10 protein-coding genes are annotated in these 15,566 nt (G+C 64.3%); 8 read left to right on the top strand and 2 right to left on the bottom strand.

Translation table 11 applies throughout. The features are described 5' to 3' along the window. Positions 1 to 62: 62 nt before the first annotated feature. From nirB to ybiB, 5 genes are all read left to right on the top strand, one after another. On the top strand, positions 63 to 2,495 hold the full coding sequence (gene nirB, locus HY019_RS14190; RefSeq protein ID WP_290693184.1) for a nitrite reductase large subunit NirB: 2,433 nt from the start codon (positions 63 to 65) through the stop codon (positions 2,493 to 2,495). A 47-nt stretch (positions 2,496 to 2,542) separates the two neighbouring features. Then, positions 2,543 to 3,361 (top strand): type IV pili methyl-accepting chemotaxis transducer N-terminal domain-containing protein, encoded by an 819-nt coding sequence (locus tag HY019_RS14185; RefSeq protein WP_290693181.1) that lies wholly within the window; start codon positions 2,543 to 2,545, stop codon positions 3,359 to 3,361. Between the two features lie 136 nt (positions 3,362 to 3,497). Next, entirely contained in the window at positions 3,498 to 3,854 is a 357-nt protein-coding gene (gene nirD / locus HY019_RS14180; protein WP_290693178.1) for a nitrite reductase small subunit NirD, read from the top strand. Between the two features lie 5 nt (positions 3,855 to 3,859). Continuing rightward, positions 3,860 to 6,727 carry a nitrate reductase gene (locus HY019_RS14175; RefSeq protein WP_290693176.1) on the top strand — a complete coding sequence of 956 codons (2,868 nt, stop codon included), beginning with the start codon at positions 3,860 to 3,862 and terminating at the stop codon, positions 6,725 to 6,727. Between the two features lie 62 nt (positions 6,728 to 6,789). Then, positions 6,790 to 7,758, top strand: coding sequence for a DNA-binding protein YbiB (gene ybiB / locus HY019_RS14170; protein WP_290693173.1), 969 nt, complete (start codon positions 6,790 to 6,792; stop codon positions 7,756 to 7,758). Here the strand turns inward: ybiB and HY019_RS14165 are convergent. Continuing rightward, positions 7,719 to 8,753: a DMT family transporter gene (locus HY019_RS14165; RefSeq protein WP_290693169.1), complete on the bottom strand. Its 1,035-nt coding sequence runs from the start codon at positions 8,751 to 8,753 to the stop codon at positions 7,719 to 7,721. The two genes, ybiB and HY019_RS14165, sit on opposite strands and share 40 nt — an antisense overlap. Before the next feature lie 142 nt (positions 8,754 to 8,895). On the opposite strand from HY019_RS14165, the gene HY019_RS14160 reads away from it, so the two are divergent. After that, positions 8,896 to 9,453, top strand: a complete 558-nt coding sequence (locus HY019_RS14160; protein ID WP_290693166.1) for a DUF2314 domain-containing protein — start codon at positions 8,896 to 8,898, stop codon at positions 9,451 to 9,453. A gap of 31 nt (positions 9,454 to 9,484) precedes the next feature. On the opposite strand, the gene HY019_RS14155 is transcribed toward HY019_RS14160, so the two are convergent. Further along, positions 9,485 to 13,051: an indolepyruvate ferredoxin oxidoreductase family protein gene (locus HY019_RS14155; RefSeq protein WP_290693163.1), complete on the bottom strand. Its 3,567-nt coding sequence runs from the start codon at positions 13,049 to 13,051 to the stop codon at positions 9,485 to 9,487. A gap of 271 nt (positions 13,052 to 13,322) precedes the next feature. Between HY019_RS14155 and HY019_RS14150 the strand changes: the two genes are divergently transcribed. Further along, positions 13,323 to 13,961 (top strand): riboflavin synthase subunit alpha, encoded by a 639-nt coding sequence (locus HY019_RS14150; protein WP_290693161.1) that lies wholly within the window; start codon positions 13,323 to 13,325, stop codon positions 13,959 to 13,961. A 264-nt stretch (positions 13,962 to 14,225) separates the two neighbouring features. Then, positions 14,226 to 15,527, top strand: a complete 1,302-nt coding sequence (locus HY019_RS14145) for a hypothetical protein (RefSeq protein ID WP_290693158.1) — start codon at positions 14,226 to 14,228, stop codon at positions 15,525 to 15,527. Positions 15,528 to 15,566 lie beyond the last annotated feature (39 nt).

Here is a 15,566-nt window from a genome sequence, read left to right as displayed (position 1 = left end):
TGGCCCGCTTATTGCTGAGTGAAAGGCACAACTATTTCGATTCCCGCTGACGGAGCATTCGCATGAAGAAGATGAAGCTGGTGATGGTGGGCAACGGCATGGCCGGGGTCCGCACACTTGAAGAGCTGTTGAAGGTCGCGCCTGATCTGTACGAGATCACCGTCTTTGGCGCCGAGCCTCATCCCAACTACAACCGGATTTTGCTGTCGCCCGTGCTGGCCGGCGAGCAGACGGTGGACGAAATCATCCTCAATCCTTTGGCCTGGTATGAGGAAAACGGCATCAAGCTGCACCTCAACAAGAAGGTGGTCAGCATCGACCGCACCCGCCGTGTGGTGGTGGCTGAGGATGGCACCGAGGCCGAGTACGACCGCCTGCTGCTGGCCACGGGCTCCAACCCCTTCATCCTGCCTGTGCCGGGCAAGGATCTGAAAGGTGTGATCGCCTACCGCGACATCGCCGACACCAACTACATGATCGAAACGGCCAAGACGCACAAGCATGCGGTCGTGATCGGTGGCGGCTTGCTGGGCCTGGAAGCGGCCAATGGCCTGATGCTGCGCGGCATGGAAGTGACCGTGGTGCACATCGCCCCGTGGCTGATGGAGCGCCAGCTGGATGATGTGTCCGCCAAGCTGCTGCAGCGTTCGCTGGAAGAGCGCGGGCTGAAGTTCCGCATTGGTGCCCAGACGCAGGAACTCGTGGGTGGCGAAGATGGCCGGGTCAAGGCGGTCAAGTTCAAGGATGGCACCGAGGTGGCGGCCGATCTGGTCGTGATGGCCGCGGGCATCCGCCCCAACACCGAGCTGGCCGAGAAGATCGGCATCCATTGCAACCGAGGCATCGTCGTCACCGACACCATGCAGACGGTCACCGACCCGCGCGTGTACTCGGTGGGTGAGTGCGCTGCGCACCGCGGCATTGCTTACGGCCTGGTGGCCCCGCTGTTTGAGCAGGGCAAGGTCTGTGCGAACCACCTGGCGCTGTATGGCATCGGCCGCTACACAGGCTCACAGGTGTCGACCAAGCTGAAGGTGACGGGCATCGACCTGTTCTCGGCAGGTGATTTCATGGGCGGCGAAGGCACGGAAGAGATCGTGCTGTCCGACCCTTTTGGTGGTGTCTACAAGAAGCTGGTGCTCAGGGGCAACAAGCTGGTCGGCGCGTGCCTGTACGGTGACACGGTCGATGGCAGCTATTACTTCAAGCTGATCCGAGAAGGCACGTGCGTCAACGACAAACGTGACAAGCTGATGTTCGGCGAGTCCAACATTGGCGACACCGGCCACGAGGGCCACAGCAAGGCCGCGGCCATGGCCGATACCGACGAGGTCTGCGGCTGCAACGGTGTGACCAAGGGTGCCGTGTGCAAGGCCATCAAGGACAAGGGCTTGTTCACGCTGGACGAAGTGCGCAAGCACACCAAGGCCAGTGCTTCCTGTGGTTCGTGCACCGGGCTGGTCGAGCAGCTGATCATGTTCACGGCGGGCGGCGACTACTCGGCCACACCCAAGAAGAAGGCCATCTGTGGCTGCACGGACCTGAGCCATCAGGATCTGCGCGATGCCATCCGCGACGAGAAGCTGCTGTCCATCGACGGCGTCTACAAGGTCAAGGGCTGGCGCACACCCAATGGTTGCGCGACCTGCCGCCCGGCCATCAACTATTACCTGATCAGCTCCTGGCCCAAGGAGGCCGTGGATGACCCGCAAAGCCGCCTGATCAACGAGCGCAGCCACGCCAACATCCAGAAGGACGGCACCTACTCCGTCGTGCCACGCATGTGGGGTGGCGAGACCACGGCAGACGAGCTGCGCCGCATTGCCGACGCGGTAGACAAGTACAAGATCCCCACGGTCAAGGTCACGGGTGGCCAGCGCATCGACTTGTTGGGCGTGAAGAAGGAAGACCTGGTCAATGTCTGGAAGGACATTGGCATGCCTTGTGGTCACGCTTATGCCAAGGCGCTGCGCACCGTGAAGACCTGCGTGGGCAGCGAATGGTGTCGCTTCGGCACACAGGACAGCACACAGATGGGCAAGGACCTGGAGAAGGCCCTGTGGCGCATGTACGCCCCGCACAAGGTGAAGATCGCTGTGTCGGGCTGCCCGCGCAATTGCGCCGAAGCCGGCATCAAGGACGTCGGCGTGATCGGTGTGGACTCGGGTTGGGAGCTGTATGTGGCCGGCAACGGTGGCATCAAGACCGAGGTCGCCCACTTCTTCGCGAAGGTCAAGACAGCCGAAGAAGTGCTGGAGTACTCGGGCGCCTTCCTGCAGCTCTACCGCGAAGAAGGCTGGTACCTGGAGCGCACCTGCCACTACGTGAGCCGCGTGGGCCTGGACTACGTCAAGGGCAAGATCCTGGAAGACCACGCCCACCGCAAGGCGCTGTGGGCCAAGTTGCAGTTCTCGCTGGACGGCGAGCCCGACCCCTGGTTCGAGTTCGACAAGGCCAATGTCGATGTCCGTCAGTTCGAGCCCCTGTCTGTCTGAGCCAGCGCCGAGATTGTTTTATCTGGAGACCCCTGTCGGGGGGCAGCATGCAGTTGATTGAAAGTCGCCGCGAAAGTCGTCGTATATGGTTGAAGCAGAGCCTGGCCCTGGCCGCAGGCGCTTCATGGATCGCCCCCGCCTCGGCGCAGATTTCGAGTCTGAACGAGGCCATCAACAAGGCTGGTCGCCAGCGCATGCTGTCTCAGCGCATGGCCAAGGCCTGGTTGGCATTGGGCCAGGGTGTGGATGTGAAGCGGGCCGAAAAGATCCTGTTTGACTCCATGGCCTGGTTCGACCGCCAGTTCGTGGAGTTGAAAGCCTATGCGCCGACACCTGAAATCGAGGCCAGCTACAAGGCGCTGGAGCCTGTGTGGAGCGACTACAAATCGGCCCTGGTGGGCTCGGCACCTGATCGCAGCGCAGCACCCATTCTGTTGGGCCTGGACGCCAAGGTCTTGAAGCTGACCCACCAGTGCACGGCGCAATTGGAGCAATACTCGGGCAAGGCAACCGGCAAGCTCGTGAACGTGGCGGGCCGCCAGCGCATGTTGTCGCAACGCACGGCCAAGTTCTACCTCAGCCAAAGCTGGGGCGCAGCGGTGCCGGAGCAGGTGAAGGAGCTCAACGTGGCGCGCCAGGAATTTGCGCAAGCCCTGACCATGCTGAGCAGTGCGCCACAGGCCACGCCCGCGATCAAGCAGGAGCTGGAGCTGGCCAGGCAGCAATGGATCTTTTTTGACAACGCCCTTGCCCGCATCGGGGACAACACTGGCAGCTTGCACCATGCCACCGAGGTCTTCACCAGCAGTGAAAACATCCTGCAGGTGATGGACAAGGTGACCGGCCTGTACAGCAAGCTGGCGTGAATCAGGTGAGGTGGGGCGGTCGCGCGCCCTGCTGAACCCGCGGCCTGACCGCATCGTTCTTTGGACCAACAATTGAAGGTTGGCGAACACCCGTCGCCACCACCCGCTGAGAAGCACAACGAAACCGAGAATTGCCATGAGCCAATGGAAGCCCATCTGCAACGTTGAAGACATCCCCAAACTGGGTGCACGCCGCGTGCAGCGCAAGCAGGGTGGCGAAGTGGCCGTTTTCCGCGCGGCAGATGACCAGGTTTTCGCCCTGCTGGACCGCTGCCCCCACAAGGGCGGCCCGCTTTCCCAGGGCATCGTCTTCGGCCACAGCGTGGCCTGCCCGCTGCACAACTGGACCATCGGGCTGGACAACGGCTGCGCGAAAGCCCCCGATGAAGGCTGCACGCCGAAGTTCTCCGTCAAGGTCGAGGCTGGCCAGGTCTATCTGGACCTGGATGAGTTGAACAGCCTCGCACTCGAAACCGTCAAGGCGGCGGAGTAAGCACCGTGAGCAACAACATCAGCGCCACACTGGGCGCGCCCGAACTCGCCCCTGCCGCCGGCACCCAGACCACCCGCGCCACCTGCCCCTATTGCGGCACCGGTTGCGGTGTATTGATCGAATCACGCCAGGGCCGCATCATCCAGGTCCAGGGTGACCCGCAGCACCCGGCCAACTTCGGCCGCCTGTGCACCAAGGGCAGCACCCTGCACCTCACCGCATCGCCAGCGGTCACCCAGCAGACGCGGCTGCTGGCCCCCATGCGGCGCGACCAACGTGGTGAAGCGCCAGCGCCCATCGCCTGGGACACCGCCCTTGAAGAAGCCGCCGACAAGTTCGCGGCCATCATCCGCCAGCACGGCCCGGACGCCGTGGGCTTTTATGGCTCCGGCCAGTTGCTGACCGAGGACTACTACGTCCTCAACAAGCTGGTGAAGGGCCTGATCGGCACCAACAACGTCGACACCAATTCGCGCCTGTGCATGAGCAGCGCCGTGGCTGGCTACAAGGCCACGTTGGGCAGCGACGCCCCACCCGCCTGCTACGACGACTTCAAGCACGCGCAGACCCTGTTCATCGTGGGTGCCAACACGGCTTATGCGCACCCCATCCTGTTCCGCCGCATTGAAGACGCGCGGCGCGCCAACCCGGCCATGAAGCTGATCGTGGCCGACCCGCGCCGCACCGAAACGGCGGACATGGCCGACCTCTTCCTGCCCATCCTGCCGGGCACGGACGTGGCCTTGTTCCACGGCATGCTGCACGTGCTGATCGCCGATGGCCTGATCGACATGGCCTATGTGAACCGCCACACACAAGGCTTCGAGGCCTTGCAGGCCATCGTGCACGACTTCACCCCCGAAGTCGTGGCCAGCACCTGCGGCATCCCCGTGGCCGATCTGGTCCAGGCTGCACGCTGGTTTGGCGCGCAGACGCCCACCTTGTCGCTTTACTGCCAGGGCTTGAACCAGAGCAGCAGCGGCACGGACAAGAACGCCGCACTGATCAACCTGCACCTGGCCACAGGCCAGATCGGCATCCCCGGGGCCGGCCCCTTCTCGCTGACCGGCCAGCCCAACGCCATGGGCGGCCGCGAGGTGGGTGGCATGGCCAACCTGCTGAGCGCCCACCGAGACCTGGCCAACCCGGCGCACCGTGCTGAGGTGGCCGCCCTGTGGGGCGTGGACGAGGTCCCCGCGCAGCCGGGCAAGACCGCTGTCGAGATGTTCGAGGCCGCGGCCCGAGGCGAGATCAAGGCACTGTGGATTGCGTGCACCAACCCTGCCCAGTCCCTGCCCGATCAGGCCACCGTGCGCAAGGCGCTGGAGAAGGCCGAGTTCGTGGTCGTGCAAGAAGCCTTTGCCACCACGGCCACCTGCGCGTTTGCCGACTTGCTGCTGCCCGCCACCACATGGGGTGAAAAAGATGGCACGGTCACCAACAGCGAACGCCGCATCAGCCGTGTGAACGCCGCTGTGCCCCCATCCGGCGAAGCCCGCCACGACTGGGCCATCCTCAGCGACTTCGGCCGCCGTCTGGAACAGCGCCTCACGCAGCGCACGGCGCACTACCGCGCCGGCACCCAGACGCTCTTCCCCTACGACTCGCCGGAGTCCGTCTGGAACGAGCACCGCGAATCCACGCGCGGCCGTGACCTGGACATCACGGGCTTGAGCTACGCCATCCTCGACAACATCGGCCCGCAGCAATGGCCCATGCCCGAGGGCGCCACGGCTGGTCTGGCCCGCCTGTATGCCGACGGCCGTTTCCCGACCGAAGACGGCAAGGCCAGGTTCTCGGCCATGCGCTACGAGCCGGTGAGCGAGCCGCGTGACCAGCGCTACCCCTTCAGCCTCAACACCGGCCGCCTGCGCGACCAGTGGCACGGCATGAGCCGCACCGGTACGCTGGGCAGGCTCTTTGGCCACGTCAGCGAGCCCAGCATCGACCTCAACCCCGGCGACATGGCCCGCATGGGCCTGCAGGCCGGCGACCTGGTGCAGGTGGCCTCACGGCGCGGCCAGATCATCGTGCCGGCTCAGCCGAGCGACGCCATCTCGCCCATGCAGTCCTTCATGGCCATGCACTGGGGCGAGGAGTACATCAGCGGCCTGGACAACCAGGGCCAGGCCATGAGCGGCGTCAACGCGCTGACCGTGCCCACCTTCTGCCCCAAATCCAAGCAGCCAGAGCTCAAACACGCTGCCATCAAGATCACGGCCACCCGCCTGCCCTGGCGCTTGCTGGCCGTGGCCTGGATGCCTGAAACCGAAGCCCTGGCCGCGCGTGAGGCGCTCAAGCCCTTGATGGCAGCCTTTGCCTTCACCAGTTGCGTGCCCTTTGGCCGTGAGCCGCATGAAAAGGGCAAGGTGGGCGTGTTGTTCCGTGCCGCCGCCATGGAGGCCGCCAGCAGCGAACTCATCAGCCGCATCGAAGCCATCCTGGGCATCGAGGGCGTGGATGTGTTGCGCTACGAAGACAAGTTCCGGGGCCAGCGCCGTGCCATGCGCATGGAACGCACCGCCGAGGGCCTGACGCTGGACGCCTTCGTGCTGGCCGGCGACATCAGCGCAGAAGCCTGGATCAAGCCGCTGCTGCAAGACGAGTTGCTGGCCGATGCCTATGGCCGCGCCCTGCTCTCGCCCGGTGCCACGCCGCCGGTGGCGGTCGTCTCCAAGGGCAAGCAGATCTGCACCTGCTTCAATGTGACGGAGCCGGCCATCATCGACACGCTGGCCACCTGCCAGGGTGACACCGATGCGCGGCTGGCTCAGTTGCAAGGCGCCTTGAAGTGCGGCACCAACTGCGGCTCCTGCATCCCTGCCTTGCGGCAACTCGTCAAGCTCCACCCGGCTGTGGCGTCGGCCACTTGATCAAAGCCAGCGTTTGTCCACGTCCGGCGGGATAATGGCCCGCCAAGACGGGGACACACCATATGAGCATTGCTGCCTACATCAAGATCATCGGCCGCGGTAAAGACGGCGCCCGCTCGCTGGGCGTGGACGAGGCACGCGACCTGTTCGAGCAGGTGCTGGACGCCAAGGTCACCGACCTGGAGATCGGCGCCTTCTGCCTGGCCATGCGCATCAAGGGTGAATCCGTCGAGGAGCTTGATGGTTTTGTGCAGGCCACCCATGCGCGCTGCATTGACCTGTCCGAGGCGATCGGGGTGGCGCCCAAAGGCATCGTCGTGCTGCCCTCTTACAACGGAGCGCGCAAGCTGCCCAATCTGACAGCCCTGCTGGCGCTGGAACTGGCGCGGCAAGGCGTGGGCGTGCTGGTTCACGGCCCGTCCATCGACCCCACCCGCGTGACCACCGCCCAGGTCTTTACGGCAGCGGGCCTGCCCGTCGTGCAAAGCGCCACCGAGCTGGCCGCGGCCTGGCAGGCTGGCCTGCCGGCCTTCATGGACATCGCCGACCTGTGCCCCGCCATGGACAAGCTGCTGGCCGTGCGCTGGACCATCGGCCTGCGCAACCCCGGCCACTCGGTTGCCAAGTTGCTGGACCCGTTCACGCTCTCGCACGGCCACGTGCCCAGCGTGCGCGTGGTCAACCACACGCACCCGGAATACGCCCACTCCTTGCGCGCCTATCTGCAGCATGCCCGCGCCAACGCCATGCTGATGCGCGGCACGGAAGGCGAGCCCGTGGCCGATGCCCGCCGCCAGCCCAAGTGCGACGTTTTCATTGGTGGCGAGCACGACGAGGCGCGCAGCCTGTCACCCGTAGAGGGCGTGCTGACGACCTTGCCCGATCTACCCGTCAGCCACGCTGCAGCCGATACGGCGCAGTACATCGCCCAGGTGCGGGAAGGCGCACAGCCCCTGCCCCCCGCCATTCAATCGCAGGCCCAGGCGCTGGTTCAGGCCTTGGCCCGCGTGACAGAAGCTGCTACGGTCTGAGCGTTGCCAGGCCGGCTGGCCCTGGCCAGGATCACGATCCCCGCCAACACCATGGCGGTGCCAACCATCAGGCGCCAGGTCACTGGCTCACCCAGCCACCAGGCCGCCATCCAGATGGTCGACAAAGGCCCCACCATGCCAGCCTGGGACGCCATGGACGCCCCCACCAGCTGCACCCCACGCATCACCAGCCAGACAGGCAGCACCGTGCAGCAAGTGGCGTTCACGGCCGACAAAGCCCACGCCTGCCAAGGCAAGTGGGCCACCTGCCCCTGTTGCCCATCGCTCAAGCAAGTGACCACCCACCATTGCAAAAGCGCCATGCCGCAAGCCGCACACGACGCCAGCCCAACCAGGCGCAGGGAGCCCAGCTTCTGCACCAACTGGCCGCTGCCCATCAGGTAAATGGCATAAGACACGGCACTGAGGAACACCAGCACCGAGCCCAGGGTGATTGCATGGTGAGCCTGCAGCCCATGGGCACCCGCGGCCACCAGCGCCGCCGCATCCCAATCGTGCAACCACACGATGACCACGCCGACATACGACAACAACATGGCGAACACCTGCGGCCAGCGCACGACCTGCCCCAGCCAGATCGCCGACAGGAGCAGCACGATGGTCGGGTTCAGGTACAGGATGGCGCGCTCCAGGCTGGCGCTGATGTACTGCAAGCCCATGAAATCCAGGGTGCTGGCCAGGTAGTAGCCGCAAAAGCCCAAACCCACGATTTGCCACCACTGCCCCCGCGTGAGACGGGCGCCCTCACCCGAAGCCTGCTGCTGGCGCCCTGCCCACCAGGCCATGGCCAGAAACATCGGGAAGGCCATGGCCATGCGCAGGCCAACCACCGAAAACGGGTCCGCCCCCATGCGGTACATCAGCTTGGCCACCACGGCCTTGCCAGAGAACGCGACCGCACCGACCACCGCGAAAATCAGGCCCTGCATGCGTTGATGGCGATGAAAATCTTCAGTGCTGGCCCTGTTCGTCATGCCCGGCACCTTAGCCCACTTTGATGCACGGCACCGGGTAGCACGCGATTCTCCCGGCGCAAGCTCAGGGGTTTCAGCTAGGTCGGCATCACCCGAGATGGGTAGACTGCGGGGCAACGCATTACCCTGCCGCTCTCACAACATGAACCGATTCCACAGTTTCGCCCTGGCGTCCCTGCTCTTGCTGACTGCGCAACAGGCGCTGGCTGACAAGGTGCCCCCGAAAGCCGACCAGAAGTCGGACCAGAAGGCCGCGCAAAAAGCGGCCGCCAAACCCGATGAAGTGGTCGAGATCGACACCGAAGACCCGGCCATGAAAGCCGCCGTGAAGAAGGCGCAAGCCACCTTCGACGACTTCATCAAGACGGTGTCGGTGCGCAACCCCAATATCGGCAACATCTCCGTGCGCGTGGCGCTGCGAGATGGCAAGAAGCTCGAATACGTCTGGCTGGCACCCTTCACCATCCTGGACAAGGGCGGCTACAAGGGCACGATCAGCGCCATCCCGACCATCGTCAAGAAGTACCAGTTCTCACAGCAGGTGCCCTTCAAGCGCGCTGATGTGGTGGACTGGATGTACACCGAGGCCGACACCCGCATCATGCGCGGCAACTTCACCACCTGCGCCCAACTCTCGCACGCGCCCGAGTCGGACATCAAGGAGTTGAAGAAGCGCTACGGGCTGGACTGCTCACGCTGATCGCGCCGATCGCGCACCTGCGAGGCCTTGATCACGCCTTGCCGAAAGCCGTCATCAACCTGGCCCACTCACCCTGTACCGGGACCAGGTTCGCGTGACGCACAGGGCCATAGCCTTTGATCTTGTCGGCGAGTTCGGCCACTTTGCAAGCGGTATCCAGGTTCTCAGCATTCAGCGTGCGCAAGATGGTTTCCAGCATGCCCACGTACTGCGCCAGCACGGCCCGGTCTTCACGGCGATCATGGCTGTAGCCCATCGGATCCAGCCAGGTGCCGCGCAGCCTGCGTAACGTCGCCAGGCCACGCATGCCCAACTGCCACAGGGGCCCGAAATCGTGTTTGCGTGGGCGATCAGCCGGGCTCTTGGCCCCACCCAACCATGGCGGCGCCAGGTGCAACACCATGCGCCAGTCACCCTCGAACTGCTCGTCCAGCTGGGCCTTGAAGGCCTTGGACGTCAGCAAGCGAGCCACCTCGTATTCATCCTTGTAGGCCATCAGGCGGAACAGCTGGCGCGCCACAGCCTCGGTCAGCCGTGTGCTGCTCAAGGTGGACTCGGCCTGGCGCACGCGCCCGACCAGCGCGCGGTAGCGTTCTGCATAGGCCTCGTCCTGGTACTCGGCCAGGTAACCCATGCGGCGCTGCACCAGCGTGTCAAGGTCCTCCTTGCCATAACGCAGCGGGCGCGCAGCCCATTGCACCGGTTGCGCGGGCATGCTCATGCGGGCCACAAAGACCGGGTCATGCGCGGCACGGCGCCCCCACTCGAAGGCCGCCAGATTGCGCTCCACCTGCACGGCGTTGAGCTCGATGGCCCGGGTCAAGGAGGCCAGGTTCAAGGGCACCCAGCCCATCTGCCAGGCGTAGCCCAGCATCAGGGGGTTGGCGTAGATGGCATCGCCCAGCAGGCGGGTAGACAGGGCCACGGCATCCAGCCGTTTGATTGCCTGCACGCTCACTTCGTCGGCCAGAACCTGGTCGCAGTGGCCGGCCGGGAACTGCCAACTGGCATCCTGCATCAGCGCGGCCGTTGGCGTGTGATGCGTATTGAGCGCCACACGCGTGCGGCCTTTGCGCATCACCGACACCGTGGTCGCATGGGCCGCCACGATGGGGTCGCAACCGATGACCAAATCAGCCTCGGCCATGCCCACCTTGGTGGTGAAGATGGCGTCCTGCGTATCGGCAATCTGGATGTGGCTCCATGTGGCCCCGCCCTTCTGGGCCAGGCCGGCTGACTCCTGCGTCACCGCGCCCTTGCCTTCCAGGTGCGCCGCCATGCCCAGCAACTGGCCAATGGTGATGACGCCTGTGCCGCCAATGCCGGCCACCACGATGCCGTAGGCCGATGTGGCCGCGGGCAGATCAGGCTCGGGGATCGGGGGCAGCTTGCTCAGGTCAGGCGCACCTTCCTTGGCCTTGGGCGCTTTCAGTTGACCTCCTTCAACGGTGACCAGGCTGGGGCAGAAGCCCTTCACGCACGAGAAGTCCTGGTTGCACGAGCTCTGGTTGATCTTGCGCTTGCGCCCGAACTCGGTTTCAACCGGTTCGACGCTCAGGCAGTTGGACTGCACAGCGCAGTCGCCACAACCTTCGCACACCAACTCGTTGATGACCACCCGCTTGGCCAACTTGGGCATGGTGCCGCGCTTGCGACGGCGGCGCTTCTCGGTGGCGCAAGTCTGCTCGTAGATGATGGCCGTGCAGCCCTCGACCTCGCGCAACTCCTTTTGAACCTGATCCAGGTCGTCACGGTGGAACACCTGCACGCCAGGCGCCAGGTCATCGATGGACAGGTACTTGTCCGGGTCATCGCTGACCACCACGACGCGGCGTGCGCCTTCGGCATGCAGCTCACGCGTCATCGCCGGCACGGACAAGGTGCCGTCTATGGGCTGGCCGCCGGTCATGGCCACGGCGTCGTTGAACAGGATCTTGTAGGTGATGTTGACCTTGGCCGCAATGGCCTGGCGCACCGCCAGCAAGCCCGAGTGGAAGTAGGTGCCGTCACCCAGGTTGACGAACACGTGCTTTTCATCGGTGAACGGCGCCTGGCCGACCCAGCTCACGCCCTCGCCGCCCATTTGCGTGAAGGTGCCCGTGCTGCGGTCCATCCACATGGCCATGTAGTGGCAACCGATGCCCGCCATGGCCCGAGAGCCTTCAGGCACACGCGTGGAAGTGTTGTGCGGGCAGCCGCTGCAGAACCAGGGTGCGCGCTCGACGCTGGCGCCCTGGTGCGCCAGGGCCTGCTCCTTGGCCTCGATCACGCGCAGGCGCTCGGCGATCCGCTCGCGCAAGGCAGGCTCCATGTCGCGCAGGAGGCCGAGCTTCTCGATGCGTTGCGCCACGGCCTTGGCGATGATGGCCGGGTTCAGGTCGGCCTTGGCACGCAACAACCAGCGCGAAGCCGGGTTGGGCATGGACCACTCGCCACCGGTGAAATCGCCATCGGGCTCGCTGAACTTGCCCAGCACATTGGGGCGCACGTCTTCGCGCCAGTTGTACAGCTCTTCCTTGAGCTGGTACTCGATCATCTGGCGCTTTTCTTCGATGACCAGGATCTCGCGCAGCCCGGTGGCGAACTCGCGCGTGCTGCTGGCCTCCAGCGGCCACACCACCGACACCTTGTGGATGCGCAAGCCGATGCGCCGGCAGGTGTCATCGTCCAGCCCCAGATCATGCAGGGCCTGGCGCAGGTCGTTGTAGGCCTTGCCGCTGGCAATCAGGCCCAGCTTGGGGTTATCGCTGTCAAGTACCGTGTGGTTGAGGCGGTTGGCGCGGATGTAAGCCAGGGCTGCGTACCACTTGTAGTCCATCAGGCGCGCTTCCTGCGCCAAGGGGGCGTCAGGCCAGCGGATGTGCAGGCCGCCTTCGGGCATCACGAAATCATCGGGCAGGACGATGCGCACACGGTCCGGGTCCACCGACACCGTGCTGGATGACTCCACCACCTCCTGAATGGCCTTCAGGCTGGACCACAGCCCCGAAAAGCGGCTCATGGCAAAGGCGTGCAGGCCCAGGTCCAGGATCTCCTGCACCGTGCTGGGGAAGAAGACCGGCAGGCCACAGGCCTTGAAGATGTGGTCGCTCTGGTGTGCCACGGAAGAACTCTTGGCGGTGTGGTCATCACCCGCCACGGCCACCACGCCACCGTACTGTGATGTGCCAGCCATGTTGGCGTGCTTGAACACGTCCGAGCAACGGTCCACGCCGGGCCCCTTGCCGTACCACATGCCAAAGACACCATCGAACCGTTGCGGCCCCGGTGTCAGCGCCAGCTGCTGCGTGCCCCATACCGCTGTGGCGCCCAGCTCTTCGTTGACGCCAGGCTGGAAGACGATGTGGTGCTTCTGCAGGTGGGGCTTGGCCTGCCACAAGGCCTGGTCATACCCACCCAGTGGCGAGCCTCGATAGCCGCTGATGAAACCAGCGGTGTTCAGGCCCACCATGGCGTCTCGGGTGTGTTGCAGGATGGGCAGGCGAACCAGCGCCTGGATCCCGCTCATGAAGGCCTGGCCTCGATCAAGCGCGTACTTGTCGTCCAGCGACAGGGTCGCCAGGGCCTTGAGCACATCTGCCGGCAGCGGTGCGTTCATCACGACCTCCTGAGGTCTGCTGCACCGCGTCATGCCTGATCACGATCGACAGGCTCGCCGCGCAGCAGGAAACCTGGATACAGACTCAGTGTAGGCCTGCATACCCCCGCATGGTCTATCGCTTTCACGGAGGGAAACGGCGCTTGTTCAGGCCTTGTAAAACCCCGCATCGGCCCTATTTCACGCTATCGCCCCGACGCCCCTCTCAAGCCAGGCTTGTTGCAGCGCAACGATAATGGCGGCTTGGCTTGAACCACAGGATTTTTCGATCATGTACACCGGCATCGTCCAGGGCCTCGGTCGCGTCGTGACCCTCACCCCGACCATCAGCGGCTTGCACCTCACCCTGCGCATCCCCCAGGTGCTGCTCCACGATCTGCAGATCGGTGCAAGCGTGTCGGTAGACGGCGTGTGCCTGAGCGTGGTCACGATCGATGGCGAGCTGGTGTCGTTCGACGCCATCAACGCCACACTGGAGCGCACGAACCTGGGCGACCGGCTGGTGGGCGACGTGGTCAACATCGAGCGCTCGGCCCGTCAGGGTGATGAAAACGGTGGCCATGCCATGTATGGCCACGTGTCGGACACGGCCCGCATCAGCTCCATCGTGCTGGATGGCCCCCGCGCGCATGTGGAGTTGCATGTACGCGCACCGTGGCGCAACTACCTGTTCCCTCGCGGCTTCCTGTCGATCAACGGTTGCAGCCTGACCCTGGCTGAGGCCGATTCGGAGCGTGGCTATTGCCGCGTCAACCTGATCCCCGAGACCATCCGCGTGACGGGGCTGTTCCAGTACAAAGTGGGTGACCGGCTCAACATCGAGGTCGAGCAGCAGACGCAGGTGCTGGTGGATGTGATCGAACGCGTGCTGGAGCGCCAGGCCAAAAGGGCTGGCCAGGCTGCCGGGTAAATACCCCAAGCCCTATCGAGAATCATTCTCGACCGGAGTCCGTTAAACCCCCTTGATTCACAGAACTTTACGTTCATCCCAGCCATTTCGCCCAGGTTGCGCCAAAGCCAAACCTAGACTAATGGGATGAATGCACATTTATAAGATCCCCTCCGATCTCTGGTGTCGCGTTCACGACAACGAAAACGACAAGCCCCAGGGATTCCAGTGCGGCTGCGCCTGAATGCACGCCGCGCACCACAACACGGAGATAGAGGATCAAGCATGAGTAACCGTTTTTCATTGGCGCGCAAAGCGCTGTGGGCTAGCCTGCCCCTTGCCTTGGCCTTCCTGGCCGGCCAGGCACAAGCCGTTCCCAGTTTCGCGCGCCAGACTGGCCAGGATTGCGCGGCCTGCCACATCGGCGCCTATGGCCCCCAACTGACGCCCTTTGGCATCAAGTTCAAGCTGGGTGGCTATGTGGACTCTGACGGCAAAGCCGGCAAGATCCCGCTGTCGGCCATGGTGATCGCCGAATACGCCCGCTTCAAGGAGCCGGATGCCAACGGCAACAACGTCACATCCTCCAAGCTGGGCCTGGCCGAGTCCTCCGTGTTCCTGGCCGGCAAGCTGAGCGACAACATCGGCAGCTTCGTGCAGGTCACCAACAGCGGCGTGGACCACACCACCGGCATTGACCAGGCCGACCTGCGCTACGCCACCACGATGAACATCGGCGGCGGCAAGGAAGCTCTGGTGGGCCTGTCCGTCAACAACAACCCTACCGTGCAGGACCCGTTCAACACCCTGTCCGTGTGGAGCTTCCCGTACACCGCGTCTGACCGCGTCACCAACCCCGGGGTGGACATGGCCTCCGCCTCGGTTGAACAGCGCGTTATCGGTGTCAACGCCTACAGCCTCATCGACGACAACATCTACGCGGAGCTGGGGCTGTACAACAGCATTTCACCCGCGCTGCAGTCTCGCCTGGGCGTCGGCCGCTACCCCGATGGCGCAGAGTTTGCCAGCATGAGCAATGCGCCCTATGTGCGCCTGGCCTACATGAAGGACCTGCGCACACAGGCCTGGAACGTGGGGCTGCTGGCCTTCAACGGCAAGCTGGAAGACCGCGCATCAACCGACTTGGTCAAGTTCAAGGACTTCGGCATCGACGGCAGCTACCAGTTCCTGGGCACACGCGAGCACGTGGTGACGGTCAATGGCAGCTATATCCGTGAGCGCACCACGGCCGCCACGGACACCGGTGAAGCCAGCAACACGGTCAAGAACACCAAGCTGGCCGCGTCCTACCACTTCCAGAACACCTACGGCGCCACGCTGGGCTATTTCAAGGCCACCAGCGAAGACCAGCACGCAGGCAACCGTGGCTTCCTCTACCAGGTGGACTGGACCCCATGGGGCAAGGAGTCCTCGTGGGCCGCACCTTGGGCCAATTTGCGCGTGGGCCTGCAATACATCGCGTTCAAGCGCTTCGTGACGTATGACGAGGACACCGACACCAGCACGGTGCTGGGCAAGCCTGGCGACATGAACAGCCTGCGCCTGTTCGCCTGGACCTCGTTCTGAGCCTGAAGACAAATGGCGCCTTGCCTGCACAAGCTCGTG

It is taken from the genome of Aquabacterium sp. (assembly GCF_016195855.1).
Classification (GTDB): Bacteria; Pseudomonadota; Gammaproteobacteria; order Burkholderiales; family Burkholderiaceae_C; genus Aquabacterium.
This window is presented reverse-complemented; position numbering and strand designations above follow the sequence as displayed.

Coding starts and splice junctions, on each gene's coding strand:
- HY019_RS14145 (WP_290693158.1), top strand. CDS start 14,226: ATGAGTAACCGTTTTTCATTGGCGCGCAAAGCGCTGTGGGCTAGCCTG.
- HY019_RS14155 (WP_290693163.1), bottom strand. CDS start 13,051: ATGAACGCACCGCTGCCGGCAGATGTGCTCAAGGCCCTGGCGACCCTG.
- HY019_RS14150 (WP_290693161.1), top strand. CDS start 13,323: ATGTACACCGGCATCGTCCAGGGCCTCGGTCGCGTCGTGACCCTCACC.
- ybiB (WP_290693173.1), top strand. CDS start 6,790: ATGAGCATTGCTGCCTACATCAAGATCATCGGCCGCGGTAAAGACGGC.
- HY019_RS14165 (WP_290693169.1), bottom strand. CDS start 8,753: ATGACGAACAGGGCCAGCACTGAAGATTTTCATCGCCATCAACGCATG.
- nirB (WP_290693184.1), top strand. CDS start 63: ATGAAGAAGATGAAGCTGGTGATGGTGGGCAACGGCATGGCCGGGGTC.
- HY019_RS14160 (WP_290693166.1), top strand. CDS start 8,896: ATGAACCGATTCCACAGTTTCGCCCTGGCGTCCCTGCTCTTGCTGACT.
- HY019_RS14185 (WP_290693181.1), top strand. CDS start 2,543: ATGCAGTTGATTGAAAGTCGCCGCGAAAGTCGTCGTATATGGTTGAAG.
- nirD (WP_290693178.1), top strand. CDS start 3,498: ATGAGCCAATGGAAGCCCATCTGCAACGTTGAAGACATCCCCAAACTG.